The organism is Exiguobacterium sp. CH10, from assembly GCF_018617635.1.
Taxonomy (GTDB): domain Bacteria; phylum Bacillota; class Bacilli; order Exiguobacteriales; family Exiguobacteriaceae; genus Exiguobacterium; species Exiguobacterium aestuarii_A.
Window position 1 is genome coordinate 1,002,142 of the sequence record NZ_JACSKO010000001.1, and the last position, 21,995, is coordinate 1,024,136.

General features: G+C 48.4%; 22 protein-coding genes. 11 read left to right on the forward strand and 11 right to left on the reverse strand.

Annotation, left to right across the window (positions count from 1 at the left end):
• Positions 1–95 precede the first annotated feature (95 nt).
• From KNP04_RS04960 to KNP04_RS04970, 3 genes are all read right to left on the reverse strand, one after another.
• Entirely contained in the window at positions 96–1,643 is a 1,548-nt protein-coding gene (locus KNP04_RS04960; protein WP_214875168.1) for an FMN-binding glutamate synthase family protein, read from the reverse strand.
• Positions 1,644–1,721: 78 nt separating this feature from the next.
• A complete protein-coding gene (locus KNP04_RS04965) occupies positions 1,722–2,108 on the reverse strand; it encodes a hypothetical protein (protein ID WP_214744440.1) in 387 nt (128 codons plus the stop codon).
• A gap of 83 nt (positions 2,109–2,191) precedes the next feature.
• Positions 2,192–3,040 (reverse strand): MurR/RpiR family transcriptional regulator, encoded by an 849-nt coding sequence (locus tag KNP04_RS04970; RefSeq protein WP_214874879.1) that lies wholly within the window; start codon positions 3,038–3,040, stop codon positions 2,192–2,194.
• Between the two features lie 161 nt (positions 3,041–3,201).
• Between KNP04_RS04970 and KNP04_RS04975 the strand changes: the two genes are divergently transcribed.
• The 7 genes from KNP04_RS04975 to KNP04_RS05005 all read left to right on the forward strand — a co-directional run bounded on the left by KNP04_RS04975 (position 3,202) and on the right by KNP04_RS05005 (position 11,302).
• A complete protein-coding gene (locus KNP04_RS04975) occupies positions 3,202–5,661 on the forward strand; it encodes a bifunctional diguanylate cyclase/phosphodiesterase (protein ID WP_214874880.1) in 2,460 nt (819 codons plus the stop codon).
• Between the two features lie 137 nt (positions 5,662–5,798).
• Positions 5,799–6,680, forward strand: coding sequence for a phosphogluconate dehydrogenase (NAD(+)-dependent, decarboxylating) (gene gnd, locus KNP04_RS04980; RefSeq protein WP_214874881.1), 882 nt, complete (start codon positions 5,799–5,801; stop codon positions 6,678–6,680).
• Positions 6,681–6,770: 90 nt separating this feature from the next.
• A complete protein-coding gene (locus KNP04_RS04985; protein WP_074036021.1) occupies positions 6,771–8,114 on the forward strand; it encodes a GntT/GntP/DsdX family permease in 1,344 nt (447 codons plus the stop codon).
• 16 nt (positions 8,115–8,130) lie between these two features.
• A complete protein-coding gene (gntK, locus tag KNP04_RS04990) occupies positions 8,131–9,630 on the forward strand; it encodes a gluconokinase (RefSeq protein ID WP_214874882.1) in 1,500 nt (499 codons plus the stop codon).
• A 116-nt stretch (positions 9,631–9,746) separates the two neighbouring features.
• Positions 9,747–10,028 carry a hypothetical protein gene (locus KNP04_RS04995; protein ID WP_214874883.1) on the forward strand — a complete coding sequence of 94 codons (282 nt, stop codon included), beginning with the start codon at positions 9,747–9,749 and terminating at the stop codon, positions 10,026–10,028.
• Positions 10,029–10,033: 5 nt separating this feature from the next.
• Positions 10,034–10,513 carry a GNAT family N-acetyltransferase gene (locus tag KNP04_RS05000; RefSeq protein WP_251129829.1) on the forward strand — a complete coding sequence of 160 codons (480 nt, stop codon included), beginning with the start codon at positions 10,034–10,036 and terminating at the stop codon, positions 10,511–10,513.
• Between the two features lie 54 nt (positions 10,514–10,567).
• Positions 10,568–11,302, forward strand: coding sequence for a polysaccharide deacetylase family protein (locus KNP04_RS05005; RefSeq protein ID WP_214874885.1), 735 nt, complete (start codon positions 10,568–10,570; stop codon positions 11,300–11,302).
• A gap of 69 nt (positions 11,303–11,371) precedes the next feature.
• Here the strand turns inward: KNP04_RS05005 and KNP04_RS05010 are convergent, their stop codons facing one another.
• On the reverse strand, positions 11,372–12,382 hold the full coding sequence (locus KNP04_RS05010) for a GGDEF domain-containing protein (RefSeq protein ID WP_214874886.1): 1,011 nt from the start codon (positions 12,380–12,382) through the stop codon (positions 11,372–11,374).
• Between the two features lie 255 nt (positions 12,383–12,637).
• Positions 12,638–13,153, reverse strand: a complete 516-nt coding sequence (locus KNP04_RS05015) for a dihydrofolate reductase family protein (protein ID WP_214874887.1) — start codon at positions 13,151–13,153, stop codon at positions 12,638–12,640.
• A 66-nt stretch (positions 13,154–13,219) separates the two neighbouring features.
• Here KNP04_RS05015 and KNP04_RS05020 point away from each other — a divergent pair, with 66 nt between their 5' ends.
• Positions 13,220–14,119 (forward strand): helix-turn-helix transcriptional regulator, encoded by a 900-nt coding sequence (locus tag KNP04_RS05020; protein WP_214874888.1) that lies wholly within the window; start codon positions 13,220–13,222, stop codon positions 14,117–14,119.
• 38 nt (positions 14,120–14,157) lie between these two features.
• On the opposite strand, the gene KNP04_RS05025 is transcribed toward KNP04_RS05020, so the two are convergent.
• Together KNP04_RS05025 and KNP04_RS05030 are read right to left on the reverse strand one after the other, a co-directional pair.
• Positions 14,158–15,711 (reverse strand): PTS transporter subunit EIIC, encoded by a 1,554-nt coding sequence (locus KNP04_RS05025; RefSeq protein ID WP_214874889.1) that lies wholly within the window; start codon positions 15,709–15,711, stop codon positions 14,158–14,160.
• 71 nt (positions 15,712–15,782) lie between these two features.
• Positions 15,783–17,135, reverse strand: a complete 1,353-nt coding sequence (locus KNP04_RS05030; protein ID WP_214874890.1) for a 6-phospho-alpha-glucosidase — start codon at positions 17,133–17,135, stop codon at positions 15,783–15,785.
• A 143-nt stretch (positions 17,136–17,278) separates the two neighbouring features.
• On the opposite strand from KNP04_RS05030, the gene KNP04_RS05035 reads away from it, so the two are divergent.
• A complete protein-coding gene (locus KNP04_RS05035; RefSeq protein WP_214744468.1) occupies positions 17,279–18,016 on the forward strand; it encodes a GntR family transcriptional regulator in 738 nt (245 codons plus the stop codon).
• A gap of 10 nt (positions 18,017–18,026) precedes the next feature.
• Here KNP04_RS05035 and KNP04_RS05040 read toward each other — a convergent pair whose 3' ends face one another.
• Complete coding sequence (locus tag KNP04_RS05040; protein ID WP_214874891.1) at positions 18,027–18,443, reverse strand: Lrp/AsnC family transcriptional regulator; 417 nt, start codon at positions 18,441–18,443, stop codon at positions 18,027–18,029.
• Positions 18,444–18,561: 118 nt separating this feature from the next.
• Between KNP04_RS05040 and KNP04_RS05045 the strand changes: the two genes are divergently transcribed.
• Complete coding sequence (locus KNP04_RS05045) at positions 18,562–19,323, forward strand: MBL fold metallo-hydrolase (protein WP_214874892.1); 762 nt, start codon at positions 18,562–18,564, stop codon at positions 19,321–19,323.
• A gap of 37 nt (positions 19,324–19,360) precedes the next feature.
• On the opposite strand, the gene KNP04_RS05050 is transcribed toward KNP04_RS05045, so the two are convergent.
• The 3 genes from KNP04_RS05050 to KNP04_RS05060 form a co-directional block, all read right to left on the reverse strand.
• Positions 19,361–19,843 carry a DMT family transporter gene (locus KNP04_RS05050; protein ID WP_214874893.1) on the reverse strand — a complete coding sequence of 161 codons (483 nt, stop codon included), beginning with the start codon at positions 19,841–19,843 and terminating at the stop codon, positions 19,361–19,363.
• 16 nt (positions 19,844–19,859) lie between these two features.
• Positions 19,860–20,288 carry a DMT family transporter gene (locus tag KNP04_RS05055; protein WP_214874894.1) on the reverse strand — a complete coding sequence of 143 codons (429 nt, stop codon included), beginning with the start codon at positions 20,286–20,288 and terminating at the stop codon, positions 19,860–19,862.
• A gap of 75 nt (positions 20,289–20,363) precedes the next feature.
• Positions 20,364–20,681, reverse strand: coding sequence for an ArsR/SmtB family transcription factor (locus tag KNP04_RS05060; protein WP_214742031.1), 318 nt, complete (start codon positions 20,679–20,681; stop codon positions 20,364–20,366).
• Between the two features lie 337 nt (positions 20,682–21,018).
• Between KNP04_RS05060 and KNP04_RS05065 the strand changes: the two genes are divergently transcribed.
• Positions 21,019–21,963, forward strand: a complete 945-nt coding sequence (locus KNP04_RS05065; RefSeq protein WP_214874895.1) for a M23 family metallopeptidase — start codon at positions 21,019–21,021, stop codon at positions 21,961–21,963.
• Positions 21,964–21,995: the final 32 nt, after the last annotated feature.

A 21,995-nucleotide genomic window follows, 5' to 3' on the forward strand; every position in this document is an offset into this window, starting at 1 on the left:
TACAACGAAAATACTGTAAAAACATCCTACGGGTTTGCCTTCTTTATCGGCAAATTCGTAGGATGTTTTGATGAAATCCTTTGATTCAACGGTTATTAATCACGTACAAAACGGATGTGACCGTCCGGTTCCTGGTAAATCACATGTTCCTCTGACAGTTCAGTCGGGGAACGGACCCCTGCCGCGGCCGTCATATTATACAGTCCCTCACGGAGCGAAATGATATAGTTCGTCACTCGAAAACTCTTCTCGTCGACGACGAGAGCACGCTGCAGTTTCGGGTCGGTCGTCGCGACACCGACCGGGCATCGATTCGTATGGCACACCTGTGCTTGGATACAACCGACGTTGAACATGAGCCCGCGGGCAATGTTGACGAGGTCGGCACCGAGTGCGAGGGCAATCGCCACCTTGTCCGCCGTGATCAGTTTCCCCGAGGCGAACAGTTTGATACGGTCACGAAGACCGTGCTCAATCAAGAGCCGATGCATGTAGGGAAGTGCCGCTTTCAGTGGCAAACCGACCGTATCAGCGAGTTCTTGATACGTCGCACCTGTCCCGCCTTCACTCCCGTCAATCGTGATGAAGTCTGGCACGATCTGAGACGTCGCCATCTCTTCGACGAGCGATTCCATGTCCTGTATATTGCCGACGACGAGCTTGATGCCGACCGGCTTCCCACCGATCTCACGCAACTTATCGATGAAGGCCAACAATTCCCCATGTGTGTGAAACTCAGAGAATCGGTTCGGGCTGTCAATCGTCTCACCGACACGCACATGGCGGATGCGGGCGATCTCTTCGGTCACTTTCGAGCCGTCGATATGTCCCCCACGCGTCTTCGCCCCTTGTGCTAGTTTCAGCTCGAACGCCTTCACTTGTGGGAGCGCACTCTTTTGTTTGAACGCCTCCACCGAAAACGTCCCGTCTTCATCCCGGACACCAAACAGTGCCGGACCGATTTGACAGATGATGTCGACATTTCCTTTTAAGTGATAGTCCGAAAGACCACCTTCCCCCGTGTTCATCCACGTCCCGCCCGCACGACCGAGTCCGATGGAGAGAGCCGTGATCGCCTTGTCGCCGAGCGAACCGAAGCTCATCGCTGACTGACCGACGAGCCCTCTGACATGGAACGGCTCCCGACACGTCTCTTTCCCGATGATGATGGTATCTTCTTCTGTTAATAAGTACGGGGAGATGTCACGTTCGACAAGGTGCTCTTTTCGGGTGAAGAGGTTATCCTCATCTAATTCATACATCCACGTCGATACTTTCGTTGAGTTGTCGATTCGTAGTTCGTTCCGATTTGTCGGGTACAATGCGTTCTGAAGATAGAACCCACCCGCTTCAAAGTCTCGCTCCGAACCGAAACCAATGATGCGCGACTTATATTTCCCGGCAATGACGGCCGCCTCGTACTCGTTCCGCGAGAACGGTTTTGCCTCATTGTCATTCAAGAACAAGTATTGCCGAAGCTCCGGACCCATCTTCTCGAACATATAACGCAGTTTGCCGAGAATCGGGAAGTTACGGAGGACGGAGTGTTCACGCTGGTTCCGGTCTCGTCGCCAAAAATACAAAAGCAATAACGGTGGACCGGCCATCATCACGACGAGCAGTATGAGCAGAATGGCCAACATCGATGTATTGAGTGACACGGTCTCTCCTCCTTTTTCATTAGACGAAAAACACCCTGTCACAAACGGAACAGGGTGTCATCAGTCGCTCGGGATCGTAACCCCGTCAAATTGTTCATTTCGGCAAAGCGTGATCGCCTGCATCGCTAATTTGTAGTCTTCTTCCGGCAAGGCGATCAATTCGGTCGGAAGGACCCATTCTTTCGAGTTATACAAGTGAATGACGAGTTTGGCGAGCACAAACTCTCGTTTATCGAACGTGTTGTCATCGATGATCGTGGAAGTTCGAATCTTCCCCGCTTCGAGGTCTATATAAGGAAGCAAACATTCTCGGATGTGCGGATGACCCGCAAGTACATATAGCGCGGCGTAATATTCGCGACTAGTACTGCCAGGATCCGTAAGTCGTTGTGCTAACCGTTTGAACTCGTTGTAATGGTCAGAAGACAAAAAATCAATATGGTTCATCGGTCCACCTTCTCTCTCTAAGCCTCGCTTTGCCCTCAGAGTTTATAATTTCCACCTTTTTGTAGAAGTTAACCCTGTTTTCTCTAGATTCGGCGCATTGAAATCGCCTCACGCATCTGTTGGAGAGACGCACGTGCCGCTTCCCCGCGTCGCATCATGACAGCTGTAAACAAGGCATCGATCAAGCTGAGCTCCGCAATCCGAGAAGCGAGTGCCTCTGAACGAAACGCCGTCTCTTGGGACACCGTATAAAGCGATACGTCAGCAATTTTTGAAAGGGGTGACTTCGCATAGTTCGTGATGGCGACCGTCGAGACACCTTTCTCTTTTAGGAGTTTGGCGATATCAAGCGTCTCTTTCGAGGCACCGGAATGCGAGATGACGACGGCGACATCCTCTGTCGTCAATTGCGAGGCTGACATGAGCTGCATATGCGACTCAAGCATCGCGCTCACCTGAAGGCCGCTCCGCACAAACTTGTGGTATGCGTCTAACGCGACGACGGCCGACCCACCGCTCCCGAAAAATTCGATGCGGCGTGCCCCGAGGAACAGCTCGACGGTTTTCTCCAGGGAAGCCCCTTCTAAAATCTGACGCGTCGATTCAATCGTCTTTCCGTTCGTCGAAAAAATTTTCTCTGCGATTTCGAGCACGCTGTCCGTCTCTGCGATGTCTTCATGGATATCTTGAAGTGGTGCGACGACATCCGAGGCAAGTGCAATCTTTAGCGCCTGATAGCCTTTGAAACCAACGCGCTGACAAAAGCGGAACACCGTCGATTCGGCGACATCAAGGTCATCTGCCACTTGATTGATCGTATGATGAATGATCTGTTCTGGTTGTTTCAAAATATAGTCGGCAATGCGTTGTTCTTTCTTGCTCAGTGTCGAATAGGCACCACGGATGCGGGCCGTCCCGTTCATCGTTTCCATCAAGAATCACCCTTTCTCTTCTTCATCTAACGATACCGTTTCGAAAAAAATTCCGCAATGTGTGATTCGTCTAAAAGATTGACCCACCTTACAAAATGGGACAAGAAGTGGGATTCTGGAATGTGCTACTCTAATTAAGCACTTTTTGACTAATTCACTCATTGAACCATTTGAAATCGAAAGGACTGTTTCAAATCGAACATCACCTCAGTAGCTCGTACAACTTACCACTCGTCATTCTTTCCATCGCTGTTGCCATCTTCGCTGCAGGTGTCGCCCTCGATATTAGCAGTCGTTTGAAATATGCGAAATACGCCTCACGGTTCAGTTGGGTCGTAGCCGGCGCCTTCAGTCTCGGGCTTGGGATTTGGGCAATGCACTTTATCGGCATGCTGGCGTTTCATCTTAACGATGATGTGACATATCACCTCGGCATCGTCTTGTTGTCGATCGTGCCTGCCGTCGTTGCCTCAGGACTCGCCTTCTGGATCATCAGCCATCCGGAGACACGACCGACGCAACTCGTCTTTTGCGCCTTCTTGATCAGTGTTGGGGTCGTATCGATGCACTACATCGGGATGGAAGCCATGCAGATGAACGCCATTCTCACGTATGACCCGGTCATGTGGATTGCTTCTGCTCTTGTTGCATATGTAGCATCGCTCGTCGGACTGTATATTCTCTTTTATATCCCGAACGTCTCGCGGTTCCATTGGCGCCGTCTCGCCAGTTCGGTCTTGATCGGTGTCGCCGTATCAGGGATGCACTACGTCGGGATGGGCGCTGCACAATTCACCCCGACAGAAGGAGTCAGCAAGGCGATGAGCGGTTATGCGGTCGATAGCACCCTCCTCGCTTACGTCATCGCGGCGAGCGTCATGACCTTGTTCGTGATCATGTACATCTCACTGAGAACGGCGTCACAGCTCGAGGCACAATCGGAAGAACTCGAACTGAAGTTTGAATCGATCATCGAATCGGCATCGGATGCCATCATCGTCGCTGACCATAATCGTGTCATTCTCCAGTGGAATCACGGGGCGACCGACTTGTTCGGATATACGTATGACGAGATGATCGGGCAATCGATTGTCTCCATTATCCCGGAACGATTCCGAGAAGCGCATGAACATGGTATGCGCCGTTATGAGGCGACTGGTGAAAAACGCGTCATCGGTCAAACGGTCGAGCTCATCGGATTACGAAAAGACGGTGTCGAAGTGCCAATCGAGATGTCACTCGGTACGTGGAAGACGGACAGGGGCATCTTCTTCAGTAGCATTATCCGTGACATCAGTGAACGGAAACGAATCGAGGCTCAAATCAACGACCTCGTCTATTTGGATCCGCTCACCGGACTCCCGAACCGTCGCTTGTTCAGCGACCGCCTCGACGCACTACTCGGTCAGTCCCAGCAAGAACCGTTCGCCTTATACTATATCGACCTAGACAACTTCAAGGTCATCAACGACCGGTTCGGTCACTCGATCGGCGACCAATTCTTGAAACAAGTGACGACTCGGATCCAGTCGACGATTCAAAAGTCGGACACGCTCGCCCGTCTCGGTGGAGATGAGTTCATCATCTTGTCGCCTCTCACGAAAAGTAATTTGGCGGCCCATCGTGCGCAGGAACTCATCAACGTCCTCCATCCTCCATTTGAACTCGAGAACGAGGAAGTGTTCACCGGTGCTTCGATTGGAATCAGTCTTCACCCATCCGACGGGGATACGGCAGAGGATTTAATCAAAAATGCCGACATCGCTATGTATCGGGCGAAGGCTGACGGGAAGAACGGTTATCAGTTCTTCACGAACGAACTGAACGAGTCCGTGTCCCGTCGTTCGAACTTATCGATGGCACTTCGTAAAGGGATCGGGCGTGGTGAGTTCACCGTCCACTATCAACCTCAAATTCAGTTGGAGACTGAAATGGTCATTGGTATGGAAGCACTCGTCCGCTGGAATCATCCAGAACTCGGGATGATTTCGCCTGGCGAGTTCATTCCAATCGCTGAAGAGACGGGAAGCATCCATCGCCTCGGCGAGTTCGTCTTAAATGAGGCGTGTCGCCAAAACAAGGCGTGGCAAGATGCCGGCATTCCCCCGTTCCGGGTCGCCGTCAACATCTCGGCCATTCAGTTCGCCCAAAAAGACTTGCCGGAAGTCGTCAGCCGCGCACTCGACGCGTCTGGTCTTGAGGCACAGTATTTAGAGCTCGAGTTGACCGAGAGCGTCATCCAGAGTGCAGACCGGGCCATCGAAACGATGCACGAGCTCGTCGCTCTCGGTGTCCACCTCTCGATTGACGACTTCGGGACCGGCTATTCGTCCCTCAGCTACTTGAAGCTGTTCCCGATCGATACGCTGAAGATCGACCAGCACTTCACGAAGAATATCGAGAGCGACGAGAAGGATGCGGCCCTCGTCAAAACGATTATCCGCATGGCGCACGAGCTCGATTTGAACGTCATCGCAGAAGGTGTCGAGACAGAGAATCAAGTCGCTTTCTTAAAAGCCGAATCGTGCAATCAGGCGCAAGGGTATTACTACAATCGTCCTTTGCCGGCGGAAGACATCGACGTCTTCTTCCGACAATATAAAAAAGCATCATCGAATTGATTCGTTCGACCTCCATGACGGGGGTCGATTTTTTATCGTAAAAACGAAAAAAATTCCGTGATTCGACTTGTAAATCGAATTTATTTTGATATGATGAATCTAGAGACGGAAAAAAATTCTTTTTCAGGGGTGACAATATGGAAATTGGTTTGATTGGTTTAGGAAAAATGGGGTACAACTTGGCCCTCAACTTGAGTGACCATGGACATACAGTCGTCGGGACGGACGTCGGGGACGTCACATCGGACGCGTTCACAATCGTGCCGACACTCGAAGATGTCGTGAGCAAGTTGTCGACGCCACGCGTCATCTGGGCGATGGTCCCTGCCGGAGACGTCACGGAAGCGGTACTCGCGGAGCTATATGAGCGACTCGAACCGGGTGACATCGTCATCGACGGTGGCAACTCGAACTACAAGCTCTCGGTCGCACGCGCCGAACAGTTTGCCGAGAAGGACGTCAAGTTCTTTGATTGCGGAACGAGCGGCGGGACAGACGGTGCACGAAACGGTGCCTGTACGATGGTCGGGGGTGACGCGGACGCATGGCCGACAATCGAGCCAATCTTCAAAGACTTGTCTGTCGAGAACGGCTACCTGTATACAGGACCTGCCGGAAGCGGTCACTTCTTGAAAATGATCCATAATGGGATCGAGTATGGGATGATGCAGGCGATCGCGGAAGGATTCGACATCTTAGAGAAGAGCCCGTTCGATTACGACTACGAACAAGTCGCACGCGTCTGGAATCACGGTTCGGTCGTTCGCTCTTGGCTCATGGAGCTCACGGAGAACGCCTTCAAGAAAGATGCGAAGCTCGATGAAATCCGTGGAGTCATGCATTCATCAGGTGAAGGCAAATGGACGATCGAGACGGCGCTTGACCTTCAGGCAGCCGCACCGGTCATCGCCTTGTCGCTCATGATGCGCTACCGATCACTTGAAGACGATACGTTCTCAGGTAAAGTCGTCGCCGCACTCCGCAACGAGTTCGGTGGTCACGCGGTCGTTAAGAAGTAAAGTATGCGGAAAAGGTCACGGGGGAAATGGCCTTTTCCTTTGTCAGAAACTGTAAACGGTTACATATTCGGAATTTAGGGGGAATACTCAATGTCTGGCTCAACACTTATTTTGATCGCCTTAGCCGGGATTTTCTTGCTCTTATTTTTAGTCATTCGCACAAAGCTTCACGCATTCGTTTCATTGTTACTTGTCAGTTTAATCGTCGGGGTCGCAGCCGGCATGCCGCTCGGGGACGTCATCGCCTCCATCCAGAACGGGATGGGCGGAACGCTCGGCTTCGTCGCCGTCGTCGTCGGTCTCGGCGCGATGTTCGGGAAAATGCTTGAAGTGTCAGGTGGCGCGGAACGCCTCGCCCAGACGCTCGTCAGTAAGTTCGGGGAAGACAAGGCACAATGGGCGCTCGGGATCACCGGGTTCATCGTCGCCGTTCCGGTCTTCTTCGATGTCGGTTTCATCATTCTCGTCCCAATCGTATACGGCCTCGCCAAAAAGACGGGACGTTCGCTTCTCTACTATGGGATTCCGCTCCTTGCGGGCCTCGCGGTCACGCACAGCTTCATCCCGCCGACACCTGGTCCGATCGCTGTTGCGAACTTGATCGGTGCCGACCTCGGTTGGGTCATCTTATTCGGTGTCCTCGCCGGAATTCCAGCAATGATTTTAGCCGGTCCCGTTTTTGGGAAGTATATTGCTAAGAAGATTCATGTGACGATTCCGGACTACATGGAATTTGAAGAAATCGACACATCGAAAGAATTGCCAAGCTTCAAAATGATCCTATCTCTCATCTTGATTCCGCTCGTGTTAATCTTGGCGAATACGCTCTCGGCGGTACTCTTGGATGAAGGCAACGCCGTCCGTGACTTCTTGACGTTCCTCGGACACCCGTTCGTCGCCTTGACGATTGCAACGCTTCTCACGTTCGTCTTCCTCGGGACACGCCGTGGCTATTCACGTGACGAAGTACAAGAGATTGCAACGAAAGCACTCGAACCAGCCGGGATCATCATCCTCGTCACAGGGGCCGGTGGTGTGTTCAAACAAGTGCTCATCGACTCAGGTGTCGGTGACGTACTCGGTGAGATGATGGCTGGTTCACCACTTCCGGCAATCGTCCTCGCCTTCTTGATTGCAACGGTCGTCCGTGTCGCCCAAGGATCGGCAACGGTCTCGATGGTCACGGCAGCAGGACTCATCACACCGCTACTTGAAATCCAAAACATCACGGGCGCGGCACTCGGTTTGATCGTCATCGCCATCGCCTCAGGGGCGACAGTCCTCTCGCACGTCAACGACTCAGGCTTCTGGCTCGTCAACCGTTACTTCGGTCTCGACGTAAAAGATACGCTCAAGTCATGGACGATCATGGAAACGATTATCGGACTCACCGGCTTCGCCGTCGTGTTCTTGATTAGCCTGTTCATTATCTAAGTTAGGAAGTGATTGTGTGTTTACGATTGGGGTCGATATCGGGACGACGAGTACGAAAGCCGTCCTGTTCAACGGTCATCAACAACTGGCGGTACATAACGTGTTGTATCCGCTTCTCACGCCCGATACGGAGACGGCCGAGCAAGACCCGGTCGTCATCTATGGGGCCGTGCTCGAAGCCGTCTCGGCGGTCCGCGCCAAAGCGGACGGTCCGATTCGCTTCGCATCGTTCAGTTCGGCGATGCACAGCTTGATTGCACTCGATGCCTCAGGACGTCCGCTCACGAACAGCATCACGTGGGCCGATAGTCGGGCAAATCCATATACGCAAGAAATCAAACGCGACTTTGATGCGAGTGCGCTCCATATGCGCACCGGCACCCCGGTTCATCCGATGGCACCGCTGTCGAAATTGCGCTGGTTGAAAACGGAACATCCTGACGTCTTTGAACAGACAGTCAAGTTTGTCTCCATCAAAGAGTATGTCTTCTATCGATTGACGGGACGCTTCGTCGTCGATCACTCCATCGCTTCGGCGACAGGATTGTTCAATTTGAAACAACAGGATTGGGACACGGAAGCACTTGAAGTCGCCGGTGTGACACCAGATCATTTATCTGAACTCGTGCCGACGACAGAGATTTTACACGTGACACCAGACGTGACCGAGACGCTCGGCTGGGACTTCCCGCTCGTCATCGGGGCAAGCGACGGCGTGCTCTCGAACCTCGGTGTCGGTGCCTTTGAACAAGGGGTCGTCGCCGTGACGATCGGGACGAGCGGCGCCATCCGGACGGTCGTCTCAGAACCCGTCGAAGATCCGAAAGGTCGCATCTTCTGTTATGCGCTGACGGACAAGCATTGGGTGATCGGTGGTCCGGTCAATAACGGTGGCATCATCCTTCGTTGGCTTCGTGACGAGTTTGCAGCAAGTGAGGTCGAGACAGCGAAACGGCTCGGCATCGATGCGTACGACGTGTTGACGCGAATCGCCGAAACGGTCAAACCGGGTGCGGACGGACTGTTGTTCCATCCGTATTTGATGGGCGAACGCGCCCCACTTTGGGATTCGAATGCCCGCGGTTCCTTCTTCGGGCTGAGCATTCACCATAAGCGCGAACACTTCATCCGTGCTGTATTGGAAGGTGTCATCTTCAACCTCTATACGGTCATGCTCGCACTCGACGAGTTGACGGGCGCACCGAACCGCATCCATGCGACGGGTGGCTTTGCCCAATCGAGCCTCTGGCGCCAAATGATGGCAGACATCTTCGATACACCGGTCGTCGTGCCGGAAAGTCACGAGAGTTCATGTCTTGGGGCCATCATGCTCGGAGAGTATGCCTTCGGGGACATCGAGGAATTCCAAGAAGTTCCGCAAGTGACCCACGAGCATACACCGAACATGGAAGCGACGAATGTGTATCGGGAGCTCTTACCAATCTACATTCGCCTGTCGCGTCACCTGTCGGAAGAATATGAAGCCATATCTGCGTTTCAGCGGAAGCATGTTTGACGTCAAACCGAGTCCTTCGAGGGCTCGGTTTTTTGAATCATGACAGGAGATTTTGTTTCATACATGGAAAGTAAGTGCGAGGTTGAACTGTCAACATTAGAGAAGGGAGTGGTCAAATGGCAATCGCAATCGGATATCTCATTGCAGGTCTAGGCGCATTTGTGGCGTATTGGTTCAGTGCGGGCGAAGCACGAAATACAAAATTTAAAATATGGGGAGTCGCGCTCATGATCCCCATTTCACCAGCACTAGCCTTTTCAATCGGACTCTCCTACGCCATCAGTGTGCAGAACGGTTGGGCCGGATTGATCATGTGGTTTATTTTCCCTGCAATCTTCTTTAGTGGTCTTGCGCTTCTATTGGTCGGTCTATTCAAAAAAGAAAAGAAAGTCGTTTGAGCGATATGATGATCATACTCACGACACCACGTTGCCTCATCCGTCCGTTCGAACGACAAGACATCGAGTCGTTCATGGCGTATCGAAACGACTTGGACTGGATGAAGCATCAATCGTTTAAAGGTCTTAGCTATACGGAATACGAGAACGCTCTACTCGGCGAACAATCGCTTCAACACGGCATGCAACTCGCCATCATCGACCAAGCGACCGAAGAATTGATTGGGGATGTGTACATCCAGCAAGAAGACCAGACATATTGGATTGGCTATACCATCGCACCTACACGAGCTCGCCAAGGCTATGCGTTCGAGGTGATGTCGAGATTGATTCGTCACTTGGCCGACCAAGGTGCGGAAGTGTTCAAAGCCGGCGTCCTTGAGACGAACGAGGCATCGATCGCACTATTGAAGAAATTGAATTTCACCTATCTCACGACAGAACTCGACGAACAAATTTATCGTCTTCATGTCTCGGATTTGTGATAAGGTATGTGTCATATGTCACTTGGTTTTTGACTCGAGGGAGCTATTGTTGGAATGAAGAAACGCGTTCTATTACTCATGTCTATTTTTTTGTTGATTGGTACTTTGTCACAGGCGGCGATCCCGGAACCGAAAGCGTATAACGACCCGAGCCTCATCTATCTGACGCTTGATGATGGACCGAACTGGAAAACCGGAAAGCTGCTCGACGTGTTGAAGAAGCATCAGGTAAAGGCCACTTTCTTCATTCTCGGGAAGAATATCGAGGGGAATGAGCATCTCCTTCACCGCATCGTCGATGAGGGTCACTTGATTGCCTTACACGGGATGACACACAAACGTGAAGAGTTTTATGCATCACCGATGACGGCCGTCCGTCAAATGAAGGACGTGCAACGTCTCGTTTACGAGGTGACCGGTATCCATACGAATATGGCCCGAACGATTTACGGGAGTGATGAAGGGATGACGCCTGCGCATTGGCAAGTGATGACCGAAGCCGGGTTTGAGATTTGGGACTGGAATGTCGGTAGTCTCGATCATGTATATAAACAAGACAATGCCCGGGTCGAGCAGCGCGTGTTCGACCGCCTGGAAGCGAATCGTGCCGCCAACATCGCTTCCATCATCTTGGCGCACGATCATTCGATGACGCCAGAAGCACTCGATACAATCATCCGCTATGCGAAAGAGCGAGATTACGAATTTCGGACGCTCGAGGGCGTTCACCCGCCCCATAACTTTTTGGATGCGTGGGAACCGCATGCTGACGAACATACAACTCTATGACTGTAGGCCATCTCGTAGTCTACAGTTTTTCACATGAAAACAGCGCATCGGAACGACCGATGCGCTGTTTCATTGAACGTATTCTACACTCTCATTGATGTGTGTGCGATTTCTCCCACTATTCTTTGCGTGATAAAGACACGCATCTGCCGAATGAACCATCTCCCGAAGATGTTCGCTTTTTCCATTCGCAACCCCAATCGAAACAGAGATATGAATCGTTTGTTGGTCGAGTAGCTTAAATTCATGCTTGGAGATACTACTTCGAATCCGCTCTGCTACCTTGATCACCTCAGTTTGCGAAAGCATCGGGATCAAAACCCCAAACTCCTCCCCGCCGATACGGGCTTTGATATCGTGCTCCCTCGTTTCACGATGCAACAGTTCCGCGAACTGCTTCAAAATCTCATCCCCATTCGCGTGACCATATTGATCGTTGATTTGTTTGAAATAGTCGATATCGATGATGAGCACATTGCACATCGTGTAATGCGTCTTTATTTTTTTCATCTGCATTTCCCACGCTCTACGGTTTGCGAGTCCCGTCAAATGATCGGTTTCTGCTGATATTTTATACTCTTTCACGCGATGATGAATGAGATACAGATCAATGTTCAAGACGGTAATCAATAGTCCGATTGGGAAACTAATCATGACGACAAGTAAAGCGGCATATGCGGCATTTTCACTGAATTCTCCACTCGTATAAATAGCAAGCCCGACAATGAAGCAAGTCAATACATTCAAGGTGAGACTGAATTGGAACAGTTGCTTTTCCAGAGAAGCGATGTTGTAGGTGATCAGTATTCCGATGACAATCAAAATGAGGGACATGCAGGCCATAATTGATTGAAAATCAATGCCGTAACTAAATCGATACACTGCAATGATGGTCGCCGCAATAAATAAGGGGGACACTAACCGGTAAAATCCGAGTAAGATGAGCACAAGAAAACGAAAATCAATTTTTATAACCTCTTCAACTACCACACCTTGAGTGATGAGAAAAATCCCGAGACACCCCGACAAGATCCCAATCAAGATGTTTTGTGTACGTACGTAATTTGTATCGTAGTTCATAATTTTAGAAATGAAATAGATGCCAGTAAAAGAAATACATGAATTCGCGATTAGGTTAATGAACATAATGTGACCCTCTCAGTAAGCGTGATGTTCGTGCTACTATCTTCATATATCCAATTTGAACCATTTACTAACATTTTAAACAATATGAATTTTATTTTAAATAATATTTTTATTATTGAAGTAAATTGGATTTCAGAATATCGAACATGACCACAAAAAAGTCGAGCCCTAGACGGACTCGACGTTCACTTACCGTTCATATGTCACCATCACAAATTGACCGGATACCCGTTGACTTGTTAGTCGAAGTTTCGTCTCTTTTGTACCTTCTGGGAAGAGAGGAATCCCTTCACCGAGGATGACCGGCGCAATCGCAATCTCATAGCGGTCAATCAAATCATGTTCCATCGCTGCTTTGATGACTTCACCCCCACCGATGAGCCAGATGTCTTGATCGACTTCTCCTTTCAACCGATGAATCAGTTCTTCGATTGGTTCATCCGTGAACGTGACGTGCTCTGCCTCACGGTCAGGCTGACGCGTCAAAATATAGTTCGGCATGTTTGGATATGGATACTTTTCTGAGAGTTGCAGTACTTCCTCATACGTCTTTCGTCCCATGATGACGGCACCAACGGTTTTGAAAAATTCAGCGTATCCGTTGTCCCCGTCTCCCTCTACGGCGAACAACCAATCGAGCTGGTCGTTCGACCGAGCGATTTTCCCATCTAAACTCATCGCAATATACAACACTACATTCGGCATCGTATTTTCCTCCTTGATTCGTGATATATTCAGGTTAACCAATAAACACGACAAAAGATGACGGGAATGATACATGTGAAAAAACGACATTTACAACTGATTCGGCTGCTCAATCGAGGACGACGTGTAACCGCTGAAGAACTGGCTCAAGAGACAGGCGCTTCCATCCGGACGATTCAGCGGGATATGCTGTCACTTGAGGAGCTCGGTTATCCGATTTGGAGTGTGCCTGGGATCGGTGGCGGCTATGAGATGCTACCGAACCGCTTGTTACCACCCCTTCACCTCCGCGAACAAGAAGCCGTCGCCCTCTACCTCACGCTCAAATGGATGGAACACATCCCGGACGTGCCATTTGGTGATGTACGACATACATTGTCCGACTGGTATGTGAACGAGTTACCGCAAGACTTGGAGACGAAGATTCGTCGCTTAGAACGAAATATCCTATGGCTCGGGAACAAACAAATTCCAAAGGCTCCGTTCACAAAAGACATCTATCAGGCGGTCGAACACAAGAACAAGATCGAGATGACGTATCAAACGACGAAAGGACCACGTACGTTCATCGTCGCACCGGTCGGTATGGCACTCCTTGACTTGAAGTGGTACGTCTTCGGGCTGTCTGAGCTGGGGCATCGTCAATATCGAATCGACCGAGTGGAAGCGGTCAAGTTGCTCGAGGAACCGTTTGAGTCCGAGGATTTGGTGACCTTGCTTCAGGCAAGTGACGAACGAATCGGTGTAACCGTTCAACTCGAACTGACGCCACTTGGACGTCGCTTACTTGAAGAAGTATTACCCGATATCGAACAAAAGAATGAATGGCGCGTACCCGAAGAAGAGCTTCCGTTTTTGTCGAGACAGTTGTTGAAGGCTGGGGCTGAAGTGGAGGTCAAGGCACCGCGTGCGTTGCGGGAGATGATGAAGGAGCATGCGGAACGTCTTGTAGCACTATACGTATGAAGACTGAAAAGGCTCAACCCGTGCGGTTGAGCCCGATTTCAATTCGCTTCATCCATTTCCTTATGAATGCGTAGCAACTCATTTTTGTATAGATCAGAGCGACCTCCAAAAATCGCTTGAATGTTATTTTTCACTTTGACGACTCCAGCTGCTCCGAGTACTTTTAGTTCATCCTCATTGATTTGAGAAACGTCATTTACTTCAACACGAAGGCGTGTGAAGCATGCATCGATATCACGGATGTTCTCTCGTCCCCCAAGTGCCTCTTCAATCGCAAGTGCTGTCGTTTGAATCGCTGATTGACCTGACTTTTTATCATTGTAGTCTTTACGCGTAAACAGTTTCGCTTCTTGTCCGCCACGCCCTGGTGTTGCCAAATTCCACTTCTTGATAGCGAAAGTAAAGATACTATAGTAAACGATGAAGAAACCAATGCCGACGACGATATTCATCCACCAGCGTGGTGTTCTTGGTAAGACGTTCACTAAAATATAGTCAATCAACCCTGATCCTCCAGCCCAACCGATATGTGTGTCGAGCGCATACATGAGCGCAAAGGAAATCCCCGTCAACACACTATGGATGACATACAGGACAGGTGCCACGAATAAGAAAGTGAATTCAATCGGTTCTGTAATTCCTGTTAGAAAAGCTGTACCGGCTGCTGCAATTAATAAGCCTCGAACGACAGGACGTTTGTCCGGATCAGCTTGACGATACATCGCGAGCGCCGCCCCGAGTAAACCAAACATAATGATTGGGAACTTACCTGACATGAAGCGTCCCGCCGTCACTTCGACACCTTCCGCGATTTGAGCAAGGAAAATATACTGATCACCGTTCACGACCGCATCACCGACCGTTGCTGTTCCACCGAGAGATGTCCACAGGAACGGAGCATACCAAATATGGTGTAATCCAGTCGGAATCAATAACCGCTCCAACATCCCATATAACCCTACGTATGCAGGATTAGTCGCATCACTCGCGATGACGTTTGCCATTGAAGTTAGTGCCGATTGAATTGGCGGCCAGATGAGCATCATGACAAATCCGAGTAAGATTGAGAAGAAGACCATCACAATCCCGACAGAACGATCACCTGCAAAGAATCCCAACACTTCTGGCGGATTAAATGTATGGAACTTTTTATAAACCCATACTGCGAGCAATCCGACCGCAATCCCTCCGAGTACACCGGTTTCAAGGGAAGGAATACCAAGTAACATGCCATATTCCCCACTCTCAGCAGCCATTTCTGCCGTGATACCAAGAGAGATTGAGATTGTCGTATTCATAATGACATATCCGACGAGTGCTGCGAGTGCGGCAATCCCTGATCCCCCTGACAAACCAACTGCGACCCCGATTGCAAAAATGATTGGTAAGTTCGCAAAAATACTAAGACCAATTTGTAACATCCCAGCACTGATCGCTTCTACCGTTCCGTTCTGTAAAAAAGTCCAGCTATCTGCTAAAGGACCTGTGAGTGCCGCACCTAGTCCTAGCAAAATTCCGGCAGCCGGTAATAAAGCGACCGGTACCATGAGCGCCTTCCCAAACTTTTGAAAAACTCCAAACCATTGACTCATTCGATTCACTCCTCATCTTGTAAGCGTTATCAATCTGGACAATGAGAAAGGGGATTGCCTCCCCTCTCTAGTTACCGTATTGCTACTGTCTCGCCCGATTTTAATTCCGGCCAGTACGTTCTGTTTTCCTCAATCAAATCATCTAAGATTCGACGAGCCACCGGTGCATCGACGACTGTACGATTGAGTGTCAGCGCCTGAAGTGCCTTTTCATAACTGTTTTCGAAGTATGCGTCGACAACGAGTTGTTCATAAGCAAGCTGTCCTTCAATCATTCCTTTGTAAAAACGAGGAATCTTTCCGACTGCGAATGGTTTCGGTCCACGATTGGTAAGCATCGCAGGCACTTCAACCATCGCATCGTCTGGCAAGTTCGAAATGATACCATCATTTTTCACCATGACGATGAAAATATCACCGTTATTATAGGCTAGCGAAGCAGCGACCCGAATCATATAGCAGCCGTGGATATCGACCTCTAGATGGACGTTTTCGAGCGAGTCATCTTGAATAATCTGATCGCACATCGAGAAGACACGCTCTTGACGTCCGTTGATTACTTGCCGCGCCCGTGTGTTCGTGACATCTTCTTTTTCTGCCATGTCAGATGGATATAAATAATATTGAAGATACGTGTTCGGTAAGTACTCTGGGAAATCCGTCAGCATCTTCTCTACTTGTTTGAACGTCTTGATCCACGATGGGTCATTCGCAATCTCCGAATCTTCTGGAATGAAGCCGTCTTCTAAAATGGCGCGTTTGATATCTGCAGTCAATTCATTGCCTTCTTTATCAAAGATGCCTGTGAACCAACCAAAGTGGTTGAGTCCGAAATATTCCGGAACGAGATCCCAAATCTCTTTACCAAGAATCTTCGCATAGCTCACCATGATTGCTGCCGGCATGTCGCAAATATTTAATATTTTTTGATCGTCCGGGTAAGCACGTTTGAGCGCCTCGGCGACAATCGCAGCAGGGTTCGTATAGTTTAAGATCCAGCCATCCGGTGAGCCGGCGCGAATGTCAGAGACGAGTTCAATCATATCTCCGATTGAGCGCATCCCGTATGACATTCCGCCCGGTCCACACGTTTCTTGTCCCACCACGCCATGTCGAAGCGGAATCTGCTCATCTTTTTCGCGCATTTCCAAACCACCTGTCCGAATTTGGACGAAGAAGAAATCCTTATCCTTAAAAGCATATTCTTTGTCCGTCGTGTATTCGAACGACTCGAGTTCTGGATAATGCTCACGCAAGATGACTTCACTCGCTTTCGCGACACGTTCTTGACGTAATTCATCTGTATCGTAAAACGTGATGGAACGAAGTGGGAAGTGTGCTTTTTCCTCAATCAAACTCATGATCATGCCGATTGTGTACGTACTACCTCCACCGACGACTACGAGACGCTGTGGTTTTTTCATGTGTGCGTTCCCCTTTCAATACATATCTAATTGATTACAATACAAATCTAATACATATTATTTGAACCGTCAACACCTTTTTGAAAACGTTTTATTTTTGTATACTATGAGTAATGAACGCATACAATCAGGAGGTTATCTACATGAAAGCCAAATCTCCGCTATACCAGCGGATCGCTCAGGAGATGCGCACGTTTATCGAGACCGGCGATTGGGCGCCCGGTGAAGCGATTCCGACAGAAGCACAACTCGTCGAGGAATTTAAAGCGAGTCGAGTCACCGTTCGACAAGCCGTCAAACTACTTCAAGAAGAAGGATTGCTTTGGAAACGACAAGGAAGCGGCACATATGTACAATCCGAAAAGATTGAACATAATATGTACGAATTAAAAAGCTTCACTGAAGACATGAAACGGGAAGGAAAGGACGTCACGAGTAAAGTACTTACTTTCACCGTTCAACCTCCGACTGAAAAAATAAGGGAAATACTCGAGCTCGATGAAGATGCTCTTGTCTACTACATTCGTCGTTTACGCTTTGCGAACGGAGAACCACTCATTGTCGAAGATACGTATCTTCCACTCCAACTATTTCCGGATTTAACGTATGAGGTAATGACACGATCGAAGTACGATTACATTGAAAATGTCAAAAACCTGAAGATTGCAGACAGTGTTCAGGAATTTATCCCGGTCTTGCCGACGAAAGAAATTGCTGAAATGCTCGAGGTGAGCGATCGAACACCGATACTCAAAGTCGAACTATATTCGTTTCTCATGGATGGCAGCCGCTTTGAGTTCACCGAAACGTATTTCAAGAGTGAAGAGTATCGCTTTATCATCCGTGCCGGTCGAAGACATGAAACAACAAACACCCAGTGAATTCAACGATTCACTGGGTGTCTTGATGAATGACGAGCGATAGTTTGTAGTTCACGTATTTGCTGAGTCCATCTAAAAATGCATTCAGTTCTTGATTCGTCGGGAAGCGACATTCGAGTAGATAGCACCCATCCCCGCTCACCTTGTAGTTATGTCTCACGAATTGCCGATGCTCTTTAAGAAAGAGCAGGTACGGATCATGAAATGTACTCGTCGTGTAGATTGTAATCATCGCATGAATCGGTAGACCAACTCGTTCTTCGTTGATTCGAATCGTATATCCTTCGATGATCCCTAGGTCTTCTAACTTTTTAACGCGTGTGGCTGTCGCTTGCCCCGTCAAGTGAATGAGTTCGCCTAATTCCTTCATCGTCATCCGACTATTTTGTTGCAAGGCTTCAATAATACGTCGATCTGTTGCGTCCATGCAGCAACTCCTTTCATCATTCAAGTCAATTGATAAAAAGACTTGAATGATGTGATGTCTTACAAAACGGGTACGTTCTACACTACATATATACTACATGGAAAAAGGAGAATCACCTATGAACGTTCAATTGATCCGAAATGCGACACTCCGCCTTGAATACGCTGGAAAGACGTTTCTTATCGATCCGTTCCTTGCGAAGAAAGGCACATATCCACCTTTCCCAAACTCGGCACGTCAAGATGAGCAAAACCCACTCGTTGAATTGTCGATTTCGATTGAAAATCTTCTACACGGAATTGATGCCGTCATCTTGACCCATCTTCATCTCGACCACTATGACGAAGTCGCAAAAGAGGTACTTGCAAAAGAGCTTCCGATCTTCGTTCAAAATGAGTCAGACCAAACCACAATCCAACAGGATGGATTCACGGATGTTCGCGTGTTGACTGAATCGACCGAATTCGAAGGTATTCATCTCGTCAAAACGGTCGGGGAACATGGTCGAGGCGACATCTTATCGTTGACTGGTGAAGTGTGTGGTGTCGTCTTTACACATGAAACCGAAAAAACATTATACGTCGCAGGAGATACAGTTTGGTATGAAGGTGTCGCTGAAACCATTCAATCACATCGTCCAGAGGTGATCGTCGTCAATGCGGGAGACAATCAATTCTTAGAAGGTGGTTCACTCGTCATGAATGAAGTGGACGTGCTTCATGTCGCAGAAGCTGCCCCAGAGGCTCGCATCATCGCCGTTCATATGGAAGCAGTGAACCACTGGAACTTATCACGCACTGACTTACGAGCTTATGCAGAAGAGCATGAATTTGCCGATCGACTATTTGTTCCTGAAGACGGTAAATCAATCAGTCTATAACAAAAATCTCCTGAAACACGTGTTTCAGGAGATTTTCTTATGAGGCGATCGATTTGGAAGTAGATCCTTCTTTCGCTTGTTTTACGTTCCCTACATACAATAATCGCAATGCGACAACCATTAGAATCAACGCAATCAACCGCTTCGTGTCGAATGGAATCACAGCACCTTCGAACCATCCAAAATGATCAATCACCATTCCCATTGAAAGTTGACCGATGATAGCTGCTAAATTCGCTGCAATGACACCGATTTTTGGTACTGCTAAGATTGTCAAAAATAAATAACCTACTCCGAGCCACACAGCACTCAATTGCCAAATTGGAGCGTCTAAAATGCTTAAAATCTTCCCGCTTCCAAAGAACAAAACGAGTAAAAACAACATCATGGCTCCCGTAATGAATGTTAAGAATGCACTTTCTAATGTACCTGCCTTACGGCTGAACGCGCCATTCACAGAAGATTGAGCGCTCAGTAGCGCACCTCCAAGAACGGTGACGAGTAATAATAAAATAGACATGTTTGCAACCTCCCGATCAATAGATTAAGAATAACGATACGATCATCAGTGCGACCGCAATGATTTTTTCTTTTCGTACTGTCACTTTCGGACTTCCAAGCCAACCATTGTGTTCGATCACCATCGACATGATCAATTGACCGACGACGACACTGCTCATTGCCATACCGACTCCAATCAACGGGATTCCGACGACAAGAATTGTGAGGTAAATCAATCCAAGTAGTCCTCCTGTCAACTGCCACTTCGGCGCTTCTTTTGTATACGACAACTTGCCTTTGCCGAAGAATAATAGCGCCACACCTAAAATAATCGTACCGACGGCAAAGTTATATAAACTACTTTCGAGTTTTCCGATTGTCTCTCCTAAACTCGCATACATCGCTCCCTCAAGACTGAGCGCCACCCCCGCTGAAAAAGCGAGGACATAAAAAAGTGATTTCATACTGCATTCCTCCATTTCATACGCTACTTATATCTATATTTCGAGAAAAATCGAAATTAAAAGCGTGGAAAAGAGTCAAAGCTCTTCTCCGATATACCGAGACAGTTCTTGGAGCACTTCTTCATTTCTTCGATAGTACGTCCACTGCCCGTGTCGCTCTGACTCTAACAATCCAACGCTTTGCATCATTTTTAAATAATGTGAGACCGTCGACGGGGATAACGTGGTCTTTTCTTGGATATCCCCAACGCATACGCCTCCTTTCTCGCTCATATTTTTCGTAAGATGCGCTGTCGGTTTATCAAAGTGACGCATCGGTTCTTTCAGCCAATGCAACATTTCGAGTCGCGTTTCATTTCCCAACACTTTAAATAGTTCCACAGCATTTTTCATACGCTTATGTTATTCGATAATTCTCGAAATGTCAAAAAAGACTCTCATCTTTGATTGATGTGAGTCTTTTTATACATTTCAAATCTATTCTTCCACGATTCGTATAAGCTATGATGTGAAGTAGTTCTTATACTTTTATTGTAGTTTTCCCCATTTCCTTATTTGCATTTAATCGACGTTCTGCATTCCTAGGGCTACCTAACAAATGAATCGTATACGTTCTCACAACTACCCATTCATGCTCACTATATATCAAAACATTTGCCTATTTTACGACGAATCATTTATAAATTTTTGTCCGTATATAAAATCAACACTCAACAAAGGCGGTATGTGTATGCATCACGAGAACAAAAAGTTCATTCACTTATTCAAAGACGGACAGTTCGATGACATTTATCATCAAATGTCCGATTCATGCAAATCTCATTATTCCATGGACACGTTTCATCACGAAGCGTCTTCTTTTCATCATGGAATTCGGCGCTATCGTCTGCTCAATGAGATGATGTTGAATGGGAATCGGTATGTATTATGGTCGGATTTCCGAAAAGAAAAGTTATTGTCCGTTCAATTCAATCGCGTGAATCAAATTGAATCCATTCAGATGACGGTCACATCCTCTTCAAAAGAGACTAATCCTTTCACGAAAAACAAATACCATCTTCCATTCAAAGAGCAGTGGTTCGTCGTCTCCGAAGGGACGAACGTCGGAATGTATCTTCATGAACCGATTCGAAAGAAACGTGATGGTTATGACTTTTTGAAAACAAAAGATCAGCAACCCTACAATCGCAGAAAAGTTGGGATGAATGGCTCGTATGCGTTCGGAGAACAAGTTCTGTCTCCGCTCGACGGTACGGTTTATCAGGTCGTCGATGGATTAGCAGATGAACCAAATCCTGATCATCCACTCGGCAATCACGTCATTATTCAACACAAACATGATGAATACAGCCTTCTCGCCCACTTAGAGAGCGGTTCGATTATCGTCAAAGTTGGAGACCAAGTGAAAACCAAAAAGTTGATTGCCCGCTGCGGACGCTCTGGAAACACAGTAGAGCCACGTTTGCATATACGCGTCATGAATCATCCAGATGTGGACACCGCGACCGCTCTCCCGATTCGATGGAAAGGCCGAAAGCGACCTGTGCGTGGAAAAGTGGTCACCTCCCGCGAAGAGGATGCTTGGTCAAATGGGCTCGTAGCCCTCGATTTTTCAGAACTGCTTTTTTACATCATTCAGGCCATCCCGCGATTATTCTTTCGCTTTTTCGGATAAGAAAACCCCTCAGAAATCTGAGGGGTCCGTGA

Bases quoted from the DNA above. Each gene is read 5' to 3' on its own strand.
- KNP04_RS05065 (WP_214874895.1), top strand. From the start codon at position 21,019: ATGCATCACGAGAACAAAAAGTTCATTCACTTATTCAAAGACGGACAG.
- KNP04_RS05050 (WP_214874893.1), bottom strand. From the start codon at position 19,843: ATGTCTATTTTATTATTACTCGTCACCGTTCTTGGAGGTGCGCTACTG.
- KNP04_RS05015 (WP_214874887.1), bottom strand. From the start codon at position 13,153: ATGCCGAATGTAGTGTTGTATATTGCGATGAGTTTAGATGGGAAAATC.
- KNP04_RS05055 (WP_214874894.1), bottom strand. From the start codon at position 20,288: ATGAAATCACTTTTTTATGTCCTCGCTTTTTCAGCGGGGGTGGCGCTC.
- KNP04_RS05035 (WP_214744468.1), top strand. From the start codon at position 17,279: ATGAAAGCCAAATCTCCGCTATACCAGCGGATCGCTCAGGAGATGCGC.
- KNP04_RS05000 (WP_251129829.1), top strand. From the start codon at position 10,034: ATGATGATCATACTCACGACACCACGTTGCCTCATCCGTCCGTTCGAA.
- KNP04_RS04985 (WP_074036021.1), top strand. From the start codon at position 6,771: ATGTCTGGCTCAACACTTATTTTGATCGCCTTAGCCGGGATTTTCTTG.
- KNP04_RS05040 (WP_214874891.1), bottom strand. From the start codon at position 18,443: ATGGACGCAACAGATCGACGTATTATTGAAGCCTTGCAACAAAATAGT.
- KNP04_RS05005 (WP_214874885.1), top strand. From the start codon at position 10,568: ATGAAGAAACGCGTTCTATTACTCATGTCTATTTTTTTGTTGATTGGT.
- gnd (WP_214874881.1), top strand. From the start codon at position 5,799: ATGGAAATTGGTTTGATTGGTTTAGGAAAAATGGGGTACAACTTGGCC.
- KNP04_RS04995 (WP_214874883.1), top strand. From the start codon at position 9,747: ATGGCAATCGCAATCGGATATCTCATTGCAGGTCTAGGCGCATTTGTG.
- KNP04_RS05045 (WP_214874892.1), top strand. From the start codon at position 18,562: ATGAACGTTCAATTGATCCGAAATGCGACACTCCGCCTTGAATACGCT.
- KNP04_RS05030 (WP_214874890.1), bottom strand. From the start codon at position 17,135: ATGAAAAAACCACAGCGTCTCGTAGTCGTCGGTGGAGGTAGTACGTAC.
- KNP04_RS05010 (WP_214874886.1), bottom strand. From the start codon at position 12,382: ATGAACTACGATACAAATTACGTACGTACACAAAACATCTTGATTGGG.
- KNP04_RS05020 (WP_214874888.1), top strand. From the start codon at position 13,220: ATGATACATGTGAAAAAACGACATTTACAACTGATTCGGCTGCTCAAT.
- KNP04_RS04965 (WP_214744440.1), bottom strand. From the start codon at position 2,108: ATGAACCATATTGATTTTTTGTCTTCTGACCATTACAACGAGTTCAAA.
- KNP04_RS05025 (WP_214874889.1), bottom strand. From the start codon at position 15,711: ATGAGTCAATGGTTTGGAGTTTTTCAAAAGTTTGGGAAGGCGCTCATG.
- KNP04_RS05060 (WP_214742031.1), bottom strand. From the start codon at position 20,681: ATGAAAAATGCTGTGGAACTATTTAAAGTGTTGGGAAATGAAACGCGA.
- KNP04_RS04970 (WP_214874879.1), bottom strand. From the start codon at position 3,040: ATGGAAACGATGAACGGGACGGCCCGCATCCGTGGTGCCTATTCGACA.
- KNP04_RS04960 (WP_214875168.1), bottom strand. From the start codon at position 1,643: ATGTTGGCCATTCTGCTCATACTGCTCGTCGTGATGATGGCCGGTCCA.